General features: G+C 44.8%; 17 protein-coding genes. 7 read left to right on the plus strand and 10 right to left on the minus strand.

The genetic code is table 11. From position 1 onward, the window contains the following. Positions 1–19: 19 nt before the first annotated feature. Positions 20–280: a 2Fe-2S iron-sulfur cluster-binding protein gene (locus tag AAAA78_RS15730; RefSeq protein WP_340593025.1), complete on the minus strand. Its 261-nt coding sequence runs from the start codon at positions 278–280 to the stop codon at positions 20–22. A 225-nt stretch (positions 281–505) separates the two neighbouring features. Between AAAA78_RS15730 and AAAA78_RS15735 the strand changes: the two genes are divergently transcribed. Further along, positions 506–2,479, plus strand: a complete 1,974-nt coding sequence (locus tag AAAA78_RS15735; RefSeq protein ID WP_340593026.1) for a hypothetical protein — start codon at positions 506–508, stop codon at positions 2,477–2,479. Between the two features lie 54 nt (positions 2,480–2,533). Here the strand turns inward: AAAA78_RS15735 and AAAA78_RS15740 are convergent, their stop codons facing one another. From AAAA78_RS15740 to AAAA78_RS15770, 7 genes are all read right to left on the minus strand, one after another. Next, positions 2,534–6,250, minus strand: a complete 3,717-nt coding sequence (locus AAAA78_RS15740; RefSeq protein ID WP_340593027.1) for a TolB protein — start codon at positions 6,248–6,250, stop codon at positions 2,534–2,536. A 101-nt stretch (positions 6,251–6,351) separates the two neighbouring features. Next, entirely contained in the window at positions 6,352–7,098 is a 747-nt protein-coding gene (locus AAAA78_RS15745; protein WP_340593028.1) for a UDP-2,3-diacylglucosamine diphosphatase, read from the minus strand. Further along, positions 7,095–7,541 carry a Crp/Fnr family transcriptional regulator gene (locus AAAA78_RS15750; RefSeq protein ID WP_340593029.1) on the minus strand — a complete coding sequence of 149 codons (447 nt, stop codon included), beginning with the start codon at positions 7,539–7,541 and terminating at the stop codon, positions 7,095–7,097. Before AAAA78_RS15750 ends, AAAA78_RS15745 begins: the two co-directional genes overlap by 4 nt. Positions 7,542–7,627: 86 nt before the next feature. Beyond that, complete coding sequence (locus tag AAAA78_RS15755) at positions 7,628–8,281, minus strand: hypothetical protein (RefSeq protein WP_340593030.1); 654 nt, start codon at positions 8,279–8,281, stop codon at positions 7,628–7,630. A gap of 1 nt (position 8,282) precedes the next feature. Then, the gene (locus tag AAAA78_RS15760; protein WP_340593031.1) at positions 8,283–8,585 is read right to left on the minus strand and encodes a hypothetical protein; all 303 of its coding nucleotides are present in this window, start codon (positions 8,583–8,585) and stop codon (positions 8,283–8,285) included. Between the two features lie 9 nt (positions 8,586–8,594). Then, positions 8,595–9,371 carry a hypothetical protein gene (locus AAAA78_RS15765; RefSeq protein WP_340593033.1) on the minus strand — a complete coding sequence of 259 codons (777 nt, stop codon included), beginning with the start codon at positions 9,369–9,371 and terminating at the stop codon, positions 8,595–8,597. Between the two features lie 18 nt (positions 9,372–9,389). Next, the gene (locus AAAA78_RS15770) at positions 9,390–10,403 is read right to left on the minus strand and encodes a hypothetical protein (protein WP_340593034.1); all 1,014 of its coding nucleotides are present in this window, start codon (positions 10,401–10,403) and stop codon (positions 9,390–9,392) included. A 247-nt stretch (positions 10,404–10,650) separates the two neighbouring features. On the opposite strand from AAAA78_RS15770, the gene AAAA78_RS15775 reads away from it, so the two are divergent. The 3 genes from AAAA78_RS15775 (at position 10,651) to AAAA78_RS15785 (ending at position 15,529) form a co-directional block, all read left to right on the plus strand. Further along, on the plus strand, positions 10,651–11,973 hold the full coding sequence (locus AAAA78_RS15775; RefSeq protein ID WP_340593035.1) for a radical SAM/SPASM domain-containing protein: 1,323 nt from the start codon (positions 10,651–10,653) through the stop codon (positions 11,971–11,973). Positions 11,974–12,132: 159 nt separating this feature from the next. Further along, a complete protein-coding gene (locus AAAA78_RS15780) occupies positions 12,133–14,013 on the plus strand; it encodes an ATP-binding protein (protein WP_340593036.1) in 1,881 nt (626 codons plus the stop codon). Further along, complete coding sequence (locus AAAA78_RS15785; protein ID WP_340593037.1) at positions 14,006–15,529, plus strand: sigma-54-dependent transcriptional regulator; 1,524 nt, start codon at positions 14,006–14,008, stop codon at positions 15,527–15,529. Before AAAA78_RS15780 ends, AAAA78_RS15785 begins: the two co-directional genes overlap by 8 nt. 62 nt (positions 15,530–15,591) lie before the next feature. On the opposite strand, the gene AAAA78_RS15790 is transcribed toward AAAA78_RS15785, so the two are convergent. After that, on the minus strand, positions 15,592–15,978 hold the full coding sequence (locus tag AAAA78_RS15790) for a hypothetical protein (protein ID WP_340593038.1): 387 nt from the start codon (positions 15,976–15,978) through the stop codon (positions 15,592–15,594). Between the two features lie 118 nt (positions 15,979–16,096). On the opposite strand from AAAA78_RS15790, the gene AAAA78_RS15795 reads away from it, so the two are divergent. After that, positions 16,097–16,651 carry a GNAT family N-acetyltransferase gene (locus AAAA78_RS15795; RefSeq protein WP_340593039.1) on the plus strand — a complete coding sequence of 185 codons (555 nt, stop codon included), beginning with the start codon at positions 16,097–16,099 and terminating at the stop codon, positions 16,649–16,651. Here the strand turns inward: AAAA78_RS15795 and AAAA78_RS15800 are convergent. Further along, positions 16,648–19,092, minus strand: coding sequence for an RCC1 domain-containing protein (locus AAAA78_RS15800; protein WP_340593040.1), 2,445 nt, complete (start codon positions 19,090–19,092; stop codon positions 16,648–16,650). The genes AAAA78_RS15795 and AAAA78_RS15800 overlap by 4 nt on opposite strands. Before the next feature lie 385 nt (positions 19,093–19,477). Here AAAA78_RS15800 and AAAA78_RS15805 point away from each other — a divergent pair, with 385 nt between their 5' ends. Together AAAA78_RS15805 and lspA are read left to right on the plus strand one after the other, a co-directional pair. Beyond that, on the plus strand, positions 19,478–20,038 hold the full coding sequence (locus AAAA78_RS15805; RefSeq protein ID WP_340593041.1) for a hypothetical protein: 561 nt from the start codon (positions 19,478–19,480) through the stop codon (positions 20,036–20,038). Positions 20,039–20,104: 66 nt separating this feature from the next. Then, on the plus strand, positions 20,105–20,611 hold the full coding sequence (gene lspA, locus AAAA78_RS15810) for a signal peptidase II (protein ID WP_340593042.1): 507 nt from the start codon (positions 20,105–20,107) through the stop codon (positions 20,609–20,611). The last annotated feature ends 5 nt before the right edge of the window (positions 20,612–20,616 follow it).

The following is a 20,616-nucleotide window of genomic DNA, read 5'->3' on the forward strand; positions in this document are numbered from 1 at the left end:
AACACGAATCAAACACATATTATTTGGTCGGGCCTTTGTCGTAGTTCACAACAACATACTCGGACCATGGTAGTGCCTGGCATGTGCGAACGACTCGCGTATCGGGTTTGTCTTCACTTGTTTTGCCTTCTTCGATCACAGCTTCACAAGTCCCACAACTTCCCTCTAAACAAGAGTACGGTGGATTTATTTGAGCAATCAAAGCCATGTCGAGCAAAGTTCTGCCCGATTCTCCCGGAACTTCGATCTCTTTTCCATCGATGATAAATTTGATTTTCATGTAAATATCACAGCACCCTGTCCCGGTCGGGACAATAACTTTCTGGAGCTCAATGGCAATTACCGGTAACTCTCCATCCATAATAAATACAGGGTTGTAAAAGAGATCGATATCTGACTTAATGTGCGCCACCTATGAACTATGAACGTATCGGATTTGAAGGGTATTAAATCCGGTATTGAGCTTGCACTTTCATGGGACGCTTAAATCCAAGAGGGAGAGCTTATGATGCTCAAAAAACAACTTCTGGGCCTGGCCATGGCTTCAGGTCTTTCGTTCCTTGCCACTTCTTCAGCACAAGCTGGTTGGGAGGTTCTTAAACCCGCTAATGTCTGGGAGCGAATTCAAAAAGAGGTCGCTAAACAAGAAATCGGCGCGGGCATCAACCTTGTCAATGCAGATATTCTTGATGGTCTTTCTACTTCTTTACGTTATCGTATTGAATCAGAACCTTCTTACGTTGATGGCTATTACACGCGTATTGATAAATACACTTTGAAATTCGCTTTAAATCCGGGTGATTTCATTGACGATCTCGACACTCCGGTAGGTATTAACTTAGAGAAAAATTCAGAGATCATTTTCGCTCGTCAATTCAAGAGCCAAAAAGCTTCCTTGGTGGCTCTTCCTTACACACCAAGAAATCTTCCGTTCACAGCAAAAAAAGCGATTGAAAGACTTGAACCTGGTGACTTCGTCGCATTCCAAGGCCGCATGGCTTTTGTTCTTTCGCTGAGCCATGATCTTTTGAAAGGTGATTTCACAGCAGGGGCTTCCACTCACGCTTATATGTCGGGCGAATTCATGGTGCATTTATTCCGTATGGATGACAATAAAATGCGCGTGAAGCTGATCGCTGTTCGCGGCAAAGGTGTCGGCGCCAACGCCGGTGTCGATTTATCTGAAGATCTTGAAATTTTTGGCATCAGCCTTCTCGACAATAAAATTGAAAGATGGTTGAGCCTGACTCCCCTCGATGCAGGCACGGGTTTAGGTAAGAACGATGTCATCATGCTTGATTACGTCTTTAATTTGAATGATCCGGAAGCGGCACAAGCTTACGACACGTTGATGCTTCACAAAGTTCAATTGAAAGACATCAAAGTGGCAAACCCTACCGTGTCTCGCAAAGATTTGACTCAAGAACTTTTGACGGACTTAACGGATATTGAAAAAATCGCTCTTCAAGATGGTCTTCTTCCTCCACAAGACCGCCGTATCGACCGCGTATTTAAAGGATCTTCCGAAGGTGTCAATAAAGACGCCCGCATTAAGTTCGGTTTGAATCTTTGGAAATTCGAAGCTGGAAAAGCTTATGGCGAAAACAAAGTTCTTAGCTACGACAAACAAGATAAAGAACAATACTTCTTACTAGACACTCTTTCTCGTTACAAAAAAACGAAAATCTTGTTCGGTCTTTTCGGCGAAGAAACTTTGATGACTTCGAATCTTCTTTTCACTGCAGATCAAAACTGGAACCCGGGTCGTTTCGTGACTTTGACTTCCAGTGCAGAAATGAAAATGAAAGATGTTTCCGGCCGTGACTTAGACGAAATTCAACGTCTGGTTCGAGAAACCATTGGCGAAAAACAATACAGCAATATCAACTGGAACTCTTGGGAGTCTTCTCCTGGCAAAAAAGTAAATGGCTACTTCAAACAAGAAGTGTTCTTCAATCCTGAAGCATTGAAAACGTTGCCTTACATGGGTGAAGAAGCTTTGGCTGCGCGCTTTAAGCAATACATCGAGCTTAAAGGCCGCCCCCGCTCTCGTCCATTTGTAGGCGGCAATTCTCCAAAAGATTATATTTTTAATTGGGTGTCTGCATTCACAGGCGATATCCGTCGTGTGGCAAGCCATCTTACGGTGGTCATTGATGCGAAAAAATCTGTGCAAGAGCGCTTCGATGCTTTCGAGGATCTTCAACAGATTCCAATCTGGAAAGAGAGAGGCATTGGTTTCTTGATGTCATTTATTTCTGAAGATCAACGCCCGAACCTTTTGCGTTATGAAATGGTTCTTTCGGCAAAAGGCATTGAGCCTGTGGTTTATAGCTACGGTCAATTCAGTGAAGAAAAACTCTACCGTTCATTGATGTACATCCAAAACATCATCCACAACAGATCCTTCGATCTACGCCTTTATACGGACACGAACGGAGAGTTCCGCACTACAGCGGCTCCTGCTCCACTTCCGTAAAAAAGATAAAATGCAGAATGAAAAAAGCCCGATCAAATATCGGGCTTTTTTGCTTTAAAGAGGATCTATGAAAAGATCCAAAGTCTGACTGCCGTAAGCATCGCTAGTGAAGAATACGTGAGTGTTTGAGGCGGCCCGACCCGCCCACGCACCTGTATTCCCTGAAATCCCTGGGGTATGATTTTTAATTCCCGTCCCATCAGCGTTAACTGAATAAAGAGTTAAAATACCGTCTCGTTCATTGTCAGCACGATAAAAAATCCGGTTAAGGCCAGGGAAAACCGTAAAATCGTAAATGTCGGCATTCGCATTCAAAGTGACTAGCTTTCTTTTTTGCGTTCCATCCCATTTCACCGCAAACAAATCCCATTTTCCCAAAGTCTCAATAAGACCTGAATAAACGATGGTCCTATCCGCATCATCCATAATTTGAACAGCCGTTCCGTTATTGGCATTAACCTGGCCTCCGGCATAAGGAGTCGCACTGATTTTTCTCAAATCAGTTCCATCGTAATTCATACTATAGAGTTCATAAACTTCCGGAGACGATTCGCTTAACGTGATAACTCGTTTATTTGCGCCTTCAACAAGACTGAAATAAGTTGAAGTATGAGAAGTCACAGGCAGTGAGGAGTTCAAAGAGTACAAGGTCTGCGTCGCGATATTAAATGACTTCATCGCTGTTTTTCCGTCAGTATACCAGTCACCAGTGAGCAGAACGTAGGCTGAATCAGGCGTGAAATCACATCCCGAAGCTCCTTGTGTTGAGTTCACCCCGTTTGTAATAAGATAATTTGTCGCGGGAGTTACGGCATTCGCGACCCTCGCATCAAGTCTGCCTGTCGCCGCCATTGTACCCCAATAACAAATCCACTGTGAATCGGAAGAAATTTTAAAGCCCGCAAGATCAAAGCTTCCGCCAATAGGAGCATTAACCGCAACCGGGGCACCACCCGCTGTTGAAATTTTATCGATCTCAACTTTTTCATCGACACGATAATCCCAGCGAAGAGCGACAAAGCTTCCATCCAATGCCACATCCCAACTTTGAATATTCACGGCATGTGCATAAGCCGGAGAAAGTTTGGTATTGCCCGTCCCATCGGCATTTACAACGTAAACGTCTATCACCGAGTCCGTAGTAAGATCACCCAAATACACGATTTGATTCGTGGCTTCGATATATTTAAATGCTGTGACATTGCCGCCGACGGCATTGATTGTGCCACTTACCTTCACTGGCGATCCACCTGATGTGTTTACGACGTAAAGCTCTTCTTGTCCTGCTACATCCTGATCAGAGATATAAACAACCTTGCTGCCGTCAGCAGAAATTATCCAACTGCGCATCACTCCGCCACCTGCAGGATAATCTTTTGTCACTCGTCGTACATTTGAACCATCGGCTTCCGCAACGTACAAATGCATCTGAGAATCTACAACGGGGTTAGAGCGGAATAAAATTTTCGATTTGTTTTCAGAGGCCTGAACAGTTCCGACGTCCCCAGATAAGACCGTCGGTAAGGATAAGTACTGTGGAGCACTTGGTGTCAAGCTTAACGAAGCCACGTGAAGCTCGTTAACGAAGTCAATATTCACGTCGGCTAACATCGCGGCTGTGTTGCGTGACCAGTCTAAGACATAACTCTGAGAAGTAAAGAGCACGTCATTCTGAGGGCTCGCTATCGGAGGATTTAGTCTTCTTGAAGAGCTACCGTCTGTCGCCGCTAAATACATGTCATATTTTCCATCAATCTCCAAATCAGCAACAAACACCACCCGGTCGCCTGAGGGGCTCACGGAAATCAAAGGATAATCACGAACAATAGATGACGGAGATATAGAATTCAATTTTATCGGAGCTTCAGATCCATCTATCTTAACACTGTACAAATCATATTTCATATCGGCGGCCGAAGCCGGGCTTACACCTGAAAAGTCCGCCGGAAAAATAATTTTCTGATTGTTAGTTATGATGAGGCTGTTTTCTCTAAAGGTTTGATACAAACCGTTGCGTACGACTGCGGCATTCGTCAATTTCAAGCGATTCGAACCATTCGTATTCACGACGTAAAGATCTACGATACTAGCCGATGTAGCCATGCCAAAGGCAAGTTTGGATGAATCAGGCGCCCATGAATAGCTGAATACATCTGTATTTGCATTCGGGCAGGCGGGAGAAACTTCTAGTTCACTGCGCGTCTCCAGATCATAAATCTCCATCGCGTAGCAACCTACGGTCGTGCGATCAACGCGATAGGCGACATAACGACCGTTCGGACTAAAAAGGCCGGCTTCAATGAATCCTGTTGTTGAGGGAGCGAAGCTAATATGTTCGCCGGTTTCCAAAGAGACCACCGAACTTCCAGCATTGGAACCAGACACAAAACTTTGATTATCGCGGAAAAGCACCCACTTGCTGTTGCTGCTAACCGTATAACCGGGCAGCACAGTTTTTCCAGAGGACATGGCTGGTCCCAGACGGCGCAATCCCGTGCCGTCAACTTTCACGGCAAAAAGGGAAATGGCCTCATCCGATTCTTTATCAGCGCGAAAAACAACCTGTGTTCCGTCAGGACTGATGATGAAATCACGAACGTCACCACCGTCCACCATAGAGCCATTCAATTTTATTTTTACACCGGTTTGAACATTGATGGCATAAAGATTAAATTCATTGTCTTTCGCTTCAATATCACCAATCGCAATCACAGTATCCTGATTTGGAGTCAAAGCGTAAGTAGTTACACCGCCCACGGGATTTTCCGGGCTTGGTCCAAACAAGACAATATCGCCCGTTCCATCAGTTTTGACGGAATGCAATTCTCTGAGCTGTACACGCGCCACAGAGGAGCGTGTATACAAAGCGCGAGCATATTTTTCGACACTAATAATAGGTCTTGCGACATCCAAAGCCCACTGACCAGAAATAGGATTTAAACGAGTTAAACCGGTGCCGTTGAAGTTCACAATACCCAGATCGACGAGGTCATCATTGCGCAACGGCGCCGCCAGTAAAATCCGCCCCGTATTTCCATACTGCGTGATCAAGCGTACCGAAGCGACGCCCGTTGCCGTAATATCAGGACTGATCTTATGCCACTGAGGATAAGCGATGTTCACAGACTGAGTTGTCGAAATATTCCCAGCCTGATCAAAATGCTGAACATAAAAATCAATGGAGTTTGCCGTTTCCGCTGAAAGATTCAACCGAATCTCCCATCTATGAGACGCTGAACAAACAGCGAAATACTCTTGCGCTAAAGACGTTCCTACTTTCACAACGTTAAAAGGATCCGAACAAGTTCCTGCAATAGGATAGTTCGATCTTAGGGAAGACGCCGAGTAGTTCGTTGCGCCATCCGGAGGATCAATTGTCACAGTCGGCGGAGTTAAATCGACGAGGACGTGTTTTTGATCTAATGAGGTTTTCTTCGCTTCGGTTTCATCTTGGCTGGCTCTGATTGTAATTTTGCCGTCTTGGATACCGTCCAAATCTAAAGACACTGAAAATGTTTTGTCCGCTTTACATTCAGTTGAAAAAGTACCGAAAGTGCTGACCTGAATCTCAACAGGTTTTTCAGTGTGTTCGCAGGAACCTTTAACAGCATAGGAACGAAAGTTTGAAGATGAGATTGTCGCATTGTCGGTATCAAAGCTTAAAAAAAGTTGGTTTTGGCTATTGAAATCTGCAAGATTGGCGTCCAAAGAACAACCCATTCCCGCAAACAGACAAAATGCAATGACGTACCATATTCCCAGCTTCTGCATAATGATCTTTTCGGTTTTTTAAACTGATCTGTTAAGCGTGGGAACGCCCATGGGAACAAAAATAAGAGCTTCTTATCGAGAGCTTCTCTTCTTGAGACGGCTTAAAAGTTAGAATACGTGTTGATCTCTACATCATCCGAACTAATCTCGATAAAATGCGGTTCGATCAACCAAGACCCACTGTTAAAATATCGCCCGTTTGGCAGAGCTAAAACGCCCGCATGATGGGTGTGCCCAAAAATAATGGAATCAAATCCACGAGCGCACACCTCTTCTGCCGCAATAACGAAGTCAGGATGTTCTCCGGGCAAGGTCTGCACTTCGCTAGGACCTCTAAAAAAACGTCTGATTTTTGATTTTACTTCTTCAAACTTGATCCACAGTTTGTAAGCTCTGGGACTCACCATGAGCGCGAATCCTCCCAGCCACGTCATAAACTCATAAAGATCCGGGCTTTTCACAAAAAAAGGATCATAAAGATGGCCATGCTCAATGCGAATTCTTTGATTGCCACATTGGACATTCAAAAACGGGGCAAGAATCAGGGGCCCCCAGTCTTCTAAAAAATTTTCTAGCAAAATATCATGATTCCCAACGATGTAAAAAACCCGATTTCCCGCTTTGGAAATCGCTTTCACCGCTCGAAAAACTTCCGGGACGTCTTCTGCTAATTTACGAAACGACACTTGAGCAATTTCAAGTCCATCACCATTAATGCAAACATCGTATTTGTTTTCAGCCGCCCAATACAAAAACTCAATCAAACGCTTTTTTGTACTGGAGAATGGATTACCCAAATGCAGGTCCGAAATGACCACCATTTTTTCCGTCGAGACATCAATGATCATAAAGAGGACTCAACGACTTCTTGCAGATTATTTTTAGAAAGTTGTTCAGCGGCAATCAAGGCTACTAGTTTGTCATTGGTCTGGCGAATGCGACCGCTTAATTGTTTCATCAGTTCAAATGCAAACGTCGGATCCCGACGGATTTTTAATAAAAAACTACCAGGGTCCAAGACCAACAAAGTGGTATCGCCCACAGAGCGAGCGGATGCGGAACGAGGTAAAGACTCTAACAGCGACATTTCGCCAACCATGCTTCCCCGTTCCACTTTTCCAAGAATCACCGTGCTACCTTCGACTTTTTTATAAACTTCGACAGTGCCACACTGGACAATGTACATCTCGCGGCTCAAATCTCCTTCACGGAATAAAATTTCTCCATCCGTGAGTTTAAGAACCTGTTGATCTGTAAATCTTTTGCCGCGAGAAGAACTTGAATTGAACATAGATCCATAGGCTATCAAATTATTTTTACCAAGCCACCGAGATCCAATGCTCTAGCCGTAGGACCAGACAATTCTGGGCCTCGGTTTTATAACGGATTGATTAATTGCGGATACTTTGAAAGTTGATCACCATCAATCCGGACTGCGACCCCATGATTGATTTCTTGGTCAACAAAGGAACCATCGGCTTTACGAACCACGGCTTGCAGAGCGTACTCAAACTGCAAAGTCGTAAAAAGAGTTCTTTTCTGAATCGACTTTAGAAAGAATGTTCTTCCTTTGCTCGTAAGAACAATAGCACAGGACTGCTCTTGCCCGATCAAGCCGCCACGGTGATTGCACTCATTTTCGCCAATCAACTCCGCCAAGACTCCTGTGAGCGATAGCTTCGATTCGATAAAAGGCACCCCGCTAAATTCCGCTTTAGGATCTTTTTTAAGAATTTCTGCTTTTGCCAATTCCAACTCTTCTCGGGTGTAGGCGGGAACCAATGTCATCGAAATCACGCCAATTTTATTGATTAGATTTTTTCTAAATTCTCCGTAAGAAAAATAGGGAACTCCTTCCGAGTTCGTTGCAATCATCACAACATTCGGAGCGACATAATACCGGTGAGGATCTTGATGATCCGGATATATTGTCATCACGCCACTGTTGGCGACGTTTTCATTCACCACTGGAATAGCCCAAGCGCTTGAAACCGCCAACGTAATAAAAAACAATGTCATAATATTTTTCATTCTATTTTTCCTTTACCACACAGATATCACTGCATGCGATATGAAAACTCCTATCTAAAACAGCTGCGGCATCCTGAGGTGAACACTGTGAGGCAAAAGTCTCCATCGCCAAAATCAAAGTATTCACATAAAATGTTGCCGAAGTTCCAGAATACATACGCCCCAAAAGCTTCACCTGATCACAAGCTAGATTGTCCACTTGTGGATGAGGTATCGGTACACTTACAGGCGGCGTTCCGGATGATTTCCCTCCACCGCCGCAAGCTGAAACGAACAAGGGAAATAGCCATATGAGTTTTTTCATATAAAATTCCTAGTTAATTTGAACTTTCAAAATCGGAACTAAGTTAAATTTAATATCGTGATTCTGTCTGTCTAGATGAAGACCTTTGACCACAACAGGCTCTAAGCGAGATTTTATTGGCAAGTTCAAGACATCTCTAAAAGACTTCACAGAACTTGCTTCTGTTTCAAAACATTTCTGCAATAGATCCTTTTTGTAAGAGATAAATGTCTGATCATAACGCATCGTGGACGGCTGTTTCATTCGCGAAAGATTCAAAATCAAATCTTCTATACGATTCACCCTAAGTTCTGAGCAGTTCACCGAGTCTTCAAATTTTTCCATCTCTGTGCTTGAGCTGTAGTTAGCTTGCACGGGAATTTCCAAATTTAAGAAGTCGTTTCTCTTCGCCAGAGTTTTCAACTTCGCCACTTGGTCTTTCTTAAGACTGATTTGCAAATTCATGTAAGGCCCGGCTTGCCCCTGTCGCAACACCGTTTCTTCGGAAATACCAACAGAAGGAATTTCTACTTTCAACGGCGCGCCTGTCACTTGCGCTGTCAGTAGATTGAGTTTGTAACCTGGATAAGTCGCCTTCACCCTGTCCATCTCTTGACGAGCTAAATCGCCGTCGTAAGCCAAAGACACACTTAAAATTCCACCATCACTTTCAAGATCCATCACATTCATCTCTAAATAAGGAGTAAGTGAGTAGTAAACGGTTCTTTCGTATTCATTCACTTCGTGGATCGCAGCCGAAGCCCACGATCCCACCAGTGTCAGCAATAAAGCAAAATATTTTTTCACAGGATTTTCCTTTTTTATTTAATCTGCGGAGATCACAAGACGGTCGCGATATTTATCAAGATCTTTGATGACAACGGCTGTACAGAAATCACGCTCCTCTAGGTCTGTGCGTTTCCAGTTCCATGTTTCTGTTTGTAACTCTTCTTTACGAACGGAGCCTCCACCAAAGTGGAATAAACGATTGCTAGGAGCTGTTGCTGTCACCGGTGTCGCTGCCAATTCTGGAACAAACATGCGTGCTGTGATCGTCTCTGAAATCTTTTGAAGATATTCCCATTCTTTTGCATCGCCACCATTCATTGTGATTTCAATGGCTCTTTCCGCATGAAGCTTTTCTACAACCGACTGAATGCTCCAACTAAACCAACCCCAACCACCTGAATGAGACGCCTGGAAATATTCGTATACGCGTTTCATGTTCACTCTGATAGAAGCATCCATGTTAGGACCGAAACCTTGCACCTTGTAGCAGTAGTCCATTTTCAACAACGCACTTCCTGCTGATTTCGTCAGAAGAGCTTTGAAGGCTTTTGCGCCGACGCTGGTTAACACCGAATTCACACCGATTTCATCTTCCGCACGTCCACCGTGCTGAGCAAAATTGAACTCTTTAAATAAATCACTTAACGGCTGCGCTCCCGCCGCAGTCGTTTGTAAACCAATCGTCGAAGATTTAATTGGTAAAACAGCCACTTCCACTTCTGGATGCTCCTTCATGTAAGTATCAAGGGCCGCTTTTTGATCCGTGTCAGACGCAAGATGAGTCGTCATGGTCATATACGCTCCACCTGACGCTGGATTTTCCAATCCCCAGTACACGAAGTTGAAAAGTGGAACACCACTGTTGTCTGCCGAAAAGCGTGTGGAATTTGGAAAGAAATAAACTTTGTTTAGATTCGCGTGATCGCGATACAAAGTTAAAATTCCGTTTTTAATCGTTCCCGCTGTTTCCCCAAACAACGGAACCGCCAAAACAGGTTTGCTTAAAAGGGACGTTAATAAAAACCCCAAAAGCAGTGCTTTATTTTTCATGAATGCCTCCAGTTATTGCCCGCAATTTCACGGGCAATGGAAGGTTCCTGCAAAGGTACAAAGCCGTACGGGCCCTCATAAAAGCGATCTGGCCAGCAGCGGTGTCCGATGTCCGAACCTCCCCAGCCAATTGACACTCATGAAATAGTTTCCTTTTGCCCCCAAGAGCTTGTTTTTCAGGGCAAAAATACACCACTCCCTCATCGCATAAATTATTGATTTTACTTGTTTTTATAAGATCATTCGGGTGTCTCAATATGGAACGCTTATTGCAGTTCCCCTTAGCGGTATGGAACAACGACGTTACAAAGACATTGTGGCCTTCAAATGGAACCAAGGAGCTCCCCTGGCTTTCCATGCCCGTAATTTGGAAGTCGCTGAAATTTCTGAAGAGACTTGGAACGACATGCAAGAGACTTTGAAGTCTTCCGAGGCCACTGAAGAACTCACTTTGTGGGAGCAAGAAAACAGCCCTGAAGTGAAATCCGGAAAGCTTCAACCCGGCATCCGCAGCCTCACGATCAACGTCACACAAATCTGCAATCTGAAGTGCACTTACTGTGCGGCAGGTGGCGACGGAACTTACGGAGCTGCGCAAACAAAGATCAACGTCGAAAAAACTCTTCCGCAATTGAAATTCTTTATTGAACGTCTTCCTGAAGGCAGCCGTTTTAAAATCACATTCTTAGGCGGCGAGCCTCTTCTTTATCCAGACGGCATTCAAGAGATCGGTAGTTATGTTCGTTTGATGACAGCTGGAAAAAATATCCAGGCTGGTTTTTCGATTGTGACGAACGGAACTTTGATCAACGAAAAAACTTTGAATATTCTAAAGAGTCTTAAGGCCAATGTGACAGTAAGCTTAGATGGTCCCGCAGAGATCAACGACAAGGCTCGTCCTACAAAAGATGGCTCTAGCAGCACATCATTGGTTGTTGAAGGTCTTCGTCAGCTTGTTGATAACAGACACTCTTTGGGTCTTTTGACGGTGCATGGCGTTTTCAATCGCGAGAATTTAGATCTTGTGAGCGCTTACAATTTCTATCGCACGCTGAAAGTCGATCGCTATGAGTTCACATACTCTGTGGAAGAAAATGACGACGCCAGCAACAAGGCATTCGTTGAGCAGATGAATTCGATTGCAGCGTTGGCTTACGCCTCCGGCGGCGAACCTGAACTTCGCAAAATTGGAGTTTTTGATCAGCACTTTTCTGCTTTGGACAACCAGCAACAAACTGAAAACTACTGCGGAGCTGGAAAGTCATTTCTGATGGTGGACGCGAGAAACAATCTTTTCACGTGCCCTTGGGAAGTTGGAAATAAAGAAGAACAAGTGGGTCAAGGGACTCAACTCAATGAGGAGCGTTTGGCTCAATACCAAGCTCCCCTTATTGAACAGAACAACTGCCAAAGCTGCTGGGCGCGTTTCCTTTGCGGCGGAGGCTGTATGTTCATTCACAAGCAAAGCACGGGAAACAAGCACCAGAAAGACGGTCAGTTTTGTTTTCGCACGCGCGGCTTGATTGCTACGGCATTGTTATATTATAAAATGAGCAGGGTTTCCTGCTAAGAGGATGTTATGAAAAAGCAAACACATATTAAAAAGATTAAACCTCTGAAGCCCACCGCAACTCCGTCGACACAGATGATTGGGCCAGGTACTGGTGGAAACGGCGAAGGCTGTATCCCAGTTCGATAGTAATTATTAATTTTAACGAAAAACGAGATTATGACTCTTCCTCCCTCGCCTGAAGAGACATCCTCCTCCCAAAAACGAGGAGACTATAAAGCGCTTGCGTTGCGAATTGCCTTCGCACTGGGGATCTCTTTTTTCATTGCGCAAACCAATCTCGATTATCTTGAGTCTTTCCTCTACGACTTAAGAGTTCGCACTAAAGTTCTGAATCAAACATCCGGCAACATCGAATTGATTTATATCACTCCACAAACTGTTCAATTGTTTAAAGGTTTTCCGACCGCGAAAGAACAAGCTTCTCTTTTACGCGGCCTTGTTGCCGAAGGTGCAAAGGCTGTCGTCTATGATTTTAACGTCAGCGAGACACCAGGCAGTGTTGATGAGAAGAATGATTGGGAGTCCAGCATCGTCGAAAACGCCAATGTTTTCGTTGCAGGCCGCTCAACAGCTTTAAAGGGAGAAGAAAAACAGCTTTCTCTTCCGGACCCTCTTGAAAAAGTCACTTTAGCGCCAGCTCCGAAAACAACGGACTTGGTGAACTTCGCCAAAGACGGTGTGACTCGTCGAATGATTTTAACGTATCAAGGTCGTTCGTTATTGCCCGTGCAATTGGCGAGTCTTTTTAATCCTGAAATCAAGGACGTCGATAAAGTTCGCGGTCACTTTGATTTTTACGGAACCGATCAGGCTTATATTGATTTCCACAGAGCTAAAACTTATCCATCCACTTCTTTTGAAGACGTCTTAAATGGCCGTATCGATGCTTCTCGCTTTAAAAATAAAATCGTTCTTATCGGAACCGATTTAGGTCTGGATGAAGGCGAATACATCATGAGTCCGTACAGTCGCGAAGTGACGGCGATGACTCGCATTGAACTTCAAGCCAATACGATCGACACCTTGATTCGCAATTCCGGTCCTGTGAAATCTCACAAGGCCATTAATTGGATCTTTATTCTTCTTGCTTCGATCTTAACGACTCATGTTGTTTTAACGATGAAGCCCACTCGCGGATTGATGATTCTCGGTGGAACCTTGGCGGGATTTATCGTTGTTTGTATTCTTGCTTACTGGGTTGCAGGTTTGTGGCTTCCCATGGCAGCACCTCTTTTGACGATTTTCCTCTGCTATTATTTCTTTATTCCTTATCGTTTGATTGTCGAGAACCGTCGGAGCTGGGAATACTACCAAAAGAATAAACTTCTAAGCCAAGTTGAAGAGCTTAAGACGAATTTCATTTCGATGATGTCGCATGATCTGAAAACGCCGATTGCACGTATTCAAGGAATGACGGACATGATCCTGTCTGACAATGTTCAGTTGAGTGCGCAACAGCGTGAAGCCGTGGATACGATCAAGCATTCTTCGGATGATCTTTTAAAGTTTATCAATGCAATTTTAAATTACGGTAAGATCGAGAGCCAGGGTGTTCAGCTTCATTTGCAAAGCAAGGACATCAACAATCTTCTTCAGGAAGTGATTCGAAAGCACGAGTTCCTGGCGAAAGTTAAGCGCATTCAAATCGTCTCTGAATTGGAACCCATGTTCCCAGTGCCTGTGGATGCGGACCTTATGAAGCAAGTCTTCTCGAATCTTGTTGAAAACGCCATCAAGTACAGTCCGGAAGACACGAAAATCATGGTGTCGAGCGAAGAAACTTCCACGAAGGTCGTTGTTCAGGTGGCCGATCAGGGCCCTGGCATCCCTTCTGATGAACTTCAGAATATCTTTATGAAGTTTTTCCGCTCTAAGAACGCCAAAAGCTCGCCTATTAAGGGTTCGGGCTTGGGATTGTATTTGGCCAAATATTTTACTGAACTTCACCGGGGACGTATTTTTGTAGAATCTTCCCATGGTAATGGATCGACTTTTACGGTAGAACTACCAATCGAGCAAGGGGGTACACATGCTTAAGGTTTTGGTTGTTGATGACGATCAGGGCTTAAGATTGTCCGTCAAATCGGCACTCGCAGTCACACAACGTTTCGAAGTTGATGAAGCTTTCGATGGCGTCAACGCTATGGAGAAAGTGAAAGGCAGCGAGAAAAAATATGATGTCGTTATTCTTGACGTCGACATGCCTCGCATGAATGGGCTTGAAGCTCTTCGCCAAATCAAAGAATTCGATCCAGGTATTATCGTTATCATCATGACCGCACACGCGACATTGAACGATGCGATTCAAGCTGTGAAAGACGGCGCTTACAACTACCTCCAAAAGCCTGTCAGCAGCGAAGACCTTTTGCAGTTGATCGATAAAGCCGTCAATGCTCATAACTTGATTTCTAATATCGCGGCCTCTGCGCCGGTGATGGTGGAAGCCGGTCGTAAGATCATCGGTCACACTTCGCAAATGCAAAAGGTGTTTAATATCATTCACCGCCTTGCTAAAGTTGAAACGCCTGTTTTGATCCGTGGCGCTTCTGGTACGGGTAAAGAACTTGTTGCTAAAGCGATTCACTACAACTCGGCTCGCAAAGATGAAAAATTCGTAGCTATCAACTGCTCTGCAATTCCTGAAAACTTGTTTGAGTCTGAACTTTTCGGTCACGAAAAAGGTTCTTTCACAGGTGCAGACCAACGCAAGATTGGTAAATTCCAGTTTGCGGAAGGCGGAACTCTTTTCTTGGATGAAGTGGGCGATATGCCTCAGCTTATGCAAGTAAAGATCCTTCGCGTTCTTCAGGAGAAAGTATTCACTCCTGTGGGTTCTAACCGCGAATTCCCGACGAATGTTCGCATCATTGCGGCGACAAATCGTCCTCTAGAAGACATGATCAAAGCGGGATCTTTCCGCGAAGACCTTTTCTATCGTTTGAACGTTGTACCTATCTTCTTGCCAGCATTGGCTGAGCGCAAAGACGATATGGAACACATGGTGAATATCTTTATTAAGAAGTTCAACCAAGCTCATGGCAAACGCATCAATGGCATCGCTCCAGATGCGATGGCTGTTTTGAAAAAGCACACTTGGCCAGGTAACATCCGTGAACTTGAAAACGTGATTGAACATGCTTTCGTTCTTGAGATGACAAACATCATCACGATCGCTTCACTTCCTGAATCTCTTTTGATCGCAACAGGCGTGAATTTGATCGATATGCCTGTGATGGATACGGCGGCGAACGTGGCTTCTCAAGGTTTGGGATCTGCGCTTCAAGCTCATGCAAGTTTGGGTGACGAAGAAGATGCGGACCTGGGTTCGGATTCTGATGACTTGGACGGAGAAGAAATGGTTCCGTTCTCTGGCAACGAGAGTCTTGATTTCAATGCACAGAAAGAAGCTTTTGAGAAAGAGTTTATCATCAAAGCTTTAAAGACGTTCTGCGGTCGTATTAATCAAACGGCCCTTCACGCGAATATTCCGAAGAAAACGCTTCTTCGTAAGATTGAGAAGTACGGAATCAATGCGAAGGACTACGTAAACTAGATTCTTGCAAAAAGATAAAACAATAATACCCACAGCTTTCACGAGTTGTGGGTTTTTTGTTTTTAGGGCTTTAGCTGACTTAATGCTTCGTTGAGATTTGCGTGCATCATCACGAATTCAGGATCTTCGCTAATGTGGTGTTGGTAGCGATGGTAGATTTTGGAGTTCACTTCGGACTTATGCAGAACAAAATCGATTTGATCCTTGATGCAAGTTAGATCCGTTTCAACAATCTGTTCTGACTCGTCTACGAAGGCGTCGATCTCTGCGATCAACGCTGAGAATGGTTGAAGCCATGCAAAGTTTTTGTCGTGAGTAAGAATTTGCAAGAAATCAAAAGGAGAAATCCGGCGCTCGAAATACTTTTCTGCAGCGACGCGCTCTAATTCCAAAAAGCGTCGGTGAAGATTTTTGAGGTTGCGGCTGGCGTTCTGTATTTTGTCTTTCATAACACTCCCAGGAGATTTCATTTTAGGAAACACGGCCACGGCCGTCACTTCAAAAATAGAATGTGGCAAATGAATACACTTTATGTCATTGTTATTAAACAAGTGTTGTGAGGTGTCTATGGCTCTCTTTCCATCTTCCACTGTGACTCTTAAAAATGGCCAAGAGGTTTTGCTTCGTCATGCGAAAATCGGTGATGCCGAGAAGCTTTTAAAAGCAGTCACAAATATCTTTTCGACATCGCCCTATATCTTGAGTACGCCTGAATCATTAAAAACCAAGACCGTGCAAACTCAGGAAAAATGGATCCAAGACGCCAACGAGGATCCGCGCAACGCCCTTGTGATCGCTGAGCATAAAGGACATATCGTGGGCATCGCGGATTTCCGCTCGTTCAAGGACACCAAACGTTTTCATCGCGCCAGCTTTGGAATGTCGGTGCATCAAGATTTTCGCGGACTTGGTTTGGGTGAAGCCGTTCTTCAAAAGTTAATCGAGGTCTGCAGATCGGTTGAGGGTCTTACTCTTTTGGAACTTAATGTGATGGAACCCAACATCAGCGCTCATAAACTTTATCTGAAAACAGGATTTAAAGAAGTCGGTCGCTACCCGGGTGCTTATCGCTTGGCAGACGGAACTTATACGACAGACATCATGATGACTAAACACCTTTAAAATAAATTGTAAACGGGAAACGGAACATACTTCATGGTCGCGGGGGACGGATTACTCAATCCCAAGTTACCAAAAATATTCGAGCCGAAACATTTCACTGCTCCAGACTGAATTCCGCAGGTCGCATAATAAGTTCCGCCCTGGATACTAAACTCTTCATAGTAATCCCAGTTCGTTGCTTGTGTCGACAATGATCCGTTGTAGACGTAGGCCAGAGTTCCGGAACTAAAAAAGATTTTAGAGTATTCCGCGAGGATGAGATTGCTCGCAACCAAAGATTCAGTTCCTGACAAAACCACTGGTGCTCCAAAGCCATTGCCCCAGCATACGATTCCCCCGGAGGCTTTCGCGGCACAACTGAACGAGTAACCTGAGCTAATTGCGATGGCATCTGTCGGAGAATTGTCTATGAGACGTGCTACTGAAGTGCTTCCTCCGACACTTCCTAATTGATTGCTTGTCGAGAAGCCCCAACAATACACTTGTCCATCTTTAATCCCACACGCGTGTTCATACCCAACCGAAACTGCGGTGACTCCAGATTCCATACCTTGCACGGCCTGTGGATTCAGCTGACAGTCTCCAACACACGAACTTGCTCCTAAGACTGTTGGATTGTTCCAACCCCAACAATAAGCAGCTCCGTTTGATACTGCACAGAAATGATAAGCTCCATCCAGGTCAGTTGCTTGTGTTAGATCCGGACTGAGAGGAGTAAACAAAGTTTGTGAATACGTACTTCCGGAACACAGAACCTGAGAGTTGCGGATAATACAGGATCTTCCAGAGCCAATGTTTTTTGCACGTGTCACCCCAGAGAAGAATATTTTTTTGGCCATATTGATGGGCTCAAGATCTCCGGAACCACATTCTCCCAAAGAGTTATCACCCCAACAACTTAACGATCCGTCCGCGTGAACGGCCAATCCGACTTGGCCCATCGTCAAACGCTCGACATTTTGAAGACCTGGAATTGTTGCTGGAGATGCGGTAGGAACCTTGCCACTGGCGCCACCGATTCCGAGAAGCCCGTAAATATTTTTTCCCCAACACTTCACGTTGCCGTCGGTAAGAGCGCACATAGTGCTAGTGTAACCAGCAACATCATAAGAAGAAATTGAGCTTAAGCCGTAACTCTGTTGAGAAGCGACTAAAGGCAAGGACGCCGCCCAACAATAGAGTCCGGAGTTGTCATCTTTAGCAATACAGAAATTGCTTGAGTTGAGTATTGATCTTAAATTTGAAACTCCGCCAGAGATTCCTGTCACTTGTGTAGGAACAGCGCCGATGCTACCGCCCCAACAATACACTTTATTATCTGAAGTCAGCCCGCAGAAGGAATTGATGGATGACGCTTCGATATCTATCAATCCCGCAACCATATTTTCAGTCAGTACTGCGGAAGAAGAGGACATCACACCCGTTTTGGCCAAGGCACCTGAAGAATTGCTCCCCCAACAATAGACAGCTCCGACGGAGTTCAACGCGCACGCAGCTTCACGTGCTACAGCAACATCAATAAAAGTTCCGCTGAGTCCTACAACATCTGTTGGTGGAAGCAGCGAACCTGTTCCTCCACCGTCTCCCACCAAACCGCCGTAAGCGTCATATCCCCAACATTTGACTCCGCCGAGGATAACGGCACAACCGCTCGTCCCTTCTCCAATAGAGATTTTTTCTGCGCCTGATGCAATCAAGAGGCTTGGAGAATTTAATGATCCGCCTGGAGTGTAACTTCCCCAACACCATACTTGCCCACCTGTTTTGATGGCGCAGCTGTAGCCCCAAGTCATATCGAAATCGAGAACATCCGAAGACATTTGAAGTGGCGTTACAGGAGTTGTTACTCCGTCGTACATTGAATAGGTCACACCGTCGCCAAGCTGTTTGCCGTAACCGCCCTCACCCCAACAACGAAGCGAGTTGTTGGAAAGTCGCGCGCAGAATATCATCGGACCCGCTTTTAAATCCACGGCGGTCACCGTGGAATCTGCGGCCCCTTGAATTTGCAATGTCTTGGATTTGTTTTCACCTTGGAAAAGATATTTCAACATCAGTTCGTCTTCGAAGCTTGCCGGAGCAGAGGCCGCAAACTCAATGACTAAGGTGCACGACTGCAAAGGATTGAGTTGCTCACTGCAAGTGCCACCAATTCCAGGAAAAATTCCACCGGCAAAGTAGAAAGGAGAGTTTAAAGACCACGTTTGAATTTCAGAAATGATCTCGGTACTACGGTTGAACACTGTGACTGTTCTGGATATGGGAGTTCCGACAGCTCCTTCTCCAAATTCAAGTTTTACGACGTTGAATTGCAGGGGCTCACCACTGGATTCAAGCAAAGGCAACTCTTCACTTATTAGTGAAGCATCCAGAGAACATCCCACAAGGAAAACAAAAAAAGTCCCAATAAGAGATTGTTTCCAAAACGTTCCGAAGATCATGAGTATTTATTCGGTTGAGTTTCGGGATATCTTGAATGGGAGAGCATGCCTTCTCAAATCCATTGCGCAAAATTTTTTTGTCCGCCTATCTTTAAAGACTCTTAGAGATCGAAAGAGGGATATTCCTAATTTGAGATCCTCATTGAAAAACCACAGGGATAAAAAATTCTTATGCAAAAAGAGCCATCGAAAAAATCAAGAAAAACTCTTTCTCTTTTTTTCAATTTCTGCGACGCCTCTAGTTTTGTAATACGCTAAAAGGCCCGCCATATAGTTGTGCACATTTTTTGAGCAGTAAATTGTTTGGATTTGGTGAAGAGTGCTCGTTGACTCGTTGCCATTGAATCTGTAGTTTCAGTCCCCTCACGTCTGGAGATTCTGTTTAATGACCATGAACCCGTTGCCGCCACAGGCTTACACGAAAGATACTTTGCTCAAGGCCTACCAGTGGCTGATGGTGCAAAACTCTTCGATCAAAGAGATGGCAACAACTCCGGATATTCTTGTGAGCTTGTATCTGAAGGCCACTCGTGATGGCGATAGTGTTCTAGAAAGACCGAGCATTCAAAACTTCAAAAATGAGCTGAAAAGCTTGGCTGGAATTATGGGGGAATTGGACAATCGCCCTCAACAACAAGCGCCGATTGTTTCAGCTCCTGTGCATCACCACCATGTTGCTCCTGCGGCTGCGGTCGTCCACCAGGCCACTCCGGTTACGGCAGTGGTCGCTCCTCCGGTGACGGCACCGACACAGACTCAAGTGTCTTATACAGAAAAGACCGTGACAGCGACGACTCGCAACCCGGATGTTTCCGAGCTTTTGGATTCGTGCAGTCAGGGCATGATTCGCGAAGTCAAAGAAGAGTTCAACCTCAGTTCGGACCTGGAAGCTCTTCGTATGCTTATTAAAATCGGCTACAGTCGTTCCAAAGGCCTTCTGAAATAGCATTCCCTAGCGGTATCTGCCGGAAATCACTTAATTTAGCAAAAAAAGTAGTCTATACTCGCGGTCATGAAGAAAAAATACATCTGGCTTGTCCTTATTTCCGGCATCCTTGTCGCCCTTGATCAAGTTGTGAAAATTTACGTTCACACGCATTTCCACTTGGGCGAATCCGTGAGTGTGATTCCGAATTTCTTTAATCTTACTTATGTACGAAACTTCGGCGCGGCTTTCGGATTTTTGGCGGAAAGCCATCCTTCCTTCCGTGAGTTGTTTTTCCTTTCAATGCCGCCAATTGCGTTGGTGATTATTCTAGGAATTTTGCGTGGAGTGAAAGACACGGACACAAAACAGATCATCGCTCTTGCGAGTATCTTTGGTGGCGCGATTGGAAACTACATTGATCGTTTGCGCTTTCGCTATGTGATCGACTTTTTGGATTTCCACCTTTACAACCGTTGGAGCTGGCCAGCCTTCAACATCGCCGACATGGCGATTGTCGGCGGAGTGGGACTCTTGCTTCTTTTGATGTTCATCGAAAACAAAAAGAAAGAAAAAGCAGAAGGCGCCAAGTAGGCGCC

It is taken from the genome of Bdellovibrio sp. BCCA, from assembly GCF_037996825.1.
Taxonomy (GTDB): domain Bacteria; phylum Bdellovibrionota; class Bdellovibrionia; order Bdellovibrionales; family Bdellovibrionaceae; genus Bdellovibrio.

Bases quoted from the DNA above. Each gene is read 5' to 3' on its own strand.
- AAAA78_RS15795 (WP_340593039.1), top strand. From the start codon at position 16,097: ATGGCTCTCTTTCCATCTTCCACTGTGACTCTTAAAAATGGCCAAGAG.
- AAAA78_RS15785 (WP_340593037.1), top strand. From the start codon at position 14,006: ATGCTTAAGGTTTTGGTTGTTGATGACGATCAGGGCTTAAGATTGTCC.
- AAAA78_RS15730 (WP_340593025.1), bottom strand. From the start codon at position 280: ATGAAAATCAAATTTATCATCGATGGAAAAGAGATCGAAGTTCCGGGA.
- AAAA78_RS15755 (WP_340593030.1), bottom strand. From the start codon at position 8,281: ATGAAAAATATTATGACATTGTTTTTTATTACGTTGGCGGTTTCAAGC.
- AAAA78_RS15770 (WP_340593034.1), bottom strand. From the start codon at position 10,403: ATGAAAAATAAAGCACTGCTTTTGGGGTTTTTATTAACGTCCCTTTTA.
- AAAA78_RS15780 (WP_340593036.1), top strand. From the start codon at position 12,133: ATGACTCTTCCTCCCTCGCCTGAAGAGACATCCTCCTCCCAAAAACGA.
- AAAA78_RS15800 (WP_340593040.1), bottom strand. From the start codon at position 19,092: ATGATCTTCGGAACGTTTTGGAAACAATCTCTTATTGGGACTTTTTTT.
- AAAA78_RS15740 (WP_340593027.1), bottom strand. From the start codon at position 6,250: ATGCAGAAGCTGGGAATATGGTACGTCATTGCATTTTGTCTGTTTGCG.
- AAAA78_RS15745 (WP_340593028.1), bottom strand. From the start codon at position 7,098: ATGATCATTGATGTCTCGACGGAAAAAATGGTGGTCATTTCGGACCTG.
- AAAA78_RS15750 (WP_340593029.1), bottom strand. From the start codon at position 7,541: ATGTTCAATTCAAGTTCTTCTCGCGGCAAAAGATTTACAGATCAACAG.
- AAAA78_RS15735 (WP_340593026.1), top strand. From the start codon at position 506: ATGATGCTCAAAAAACAACTTCTGGGCCTGGCCATGGCTTCAGGTCTT.
- AAAA78_RS15805 (WP_340593041.1), top strand. From the start codon at position 19,478: ATGACCATGAACCCGTTGCCGCCACAGGCTTACACGAAAGATACTTTG.
- AAAA78_RS15760 (WP_340593031.1), bottom strand. From the start codon at position 8,585: ATGAAAAAACTCATATGGCTATTTCCCTTGTTCGTTTCAGCTTGCGGC.
- AAAA78_RS15790 (WP_340593038.1), bottom strand. From the start codon at position 15,978: ATGAAAGACAAAATACAGAACGCCAGCCGCAACCTCAAAAATCTTCAC.
- lspA (WP_340593042.1), top strand. From the start codon at position 20,105: ATGAAGAAAAAATACATCTGGCTTGTCCTTATTTCCGGCATCCTTGTC.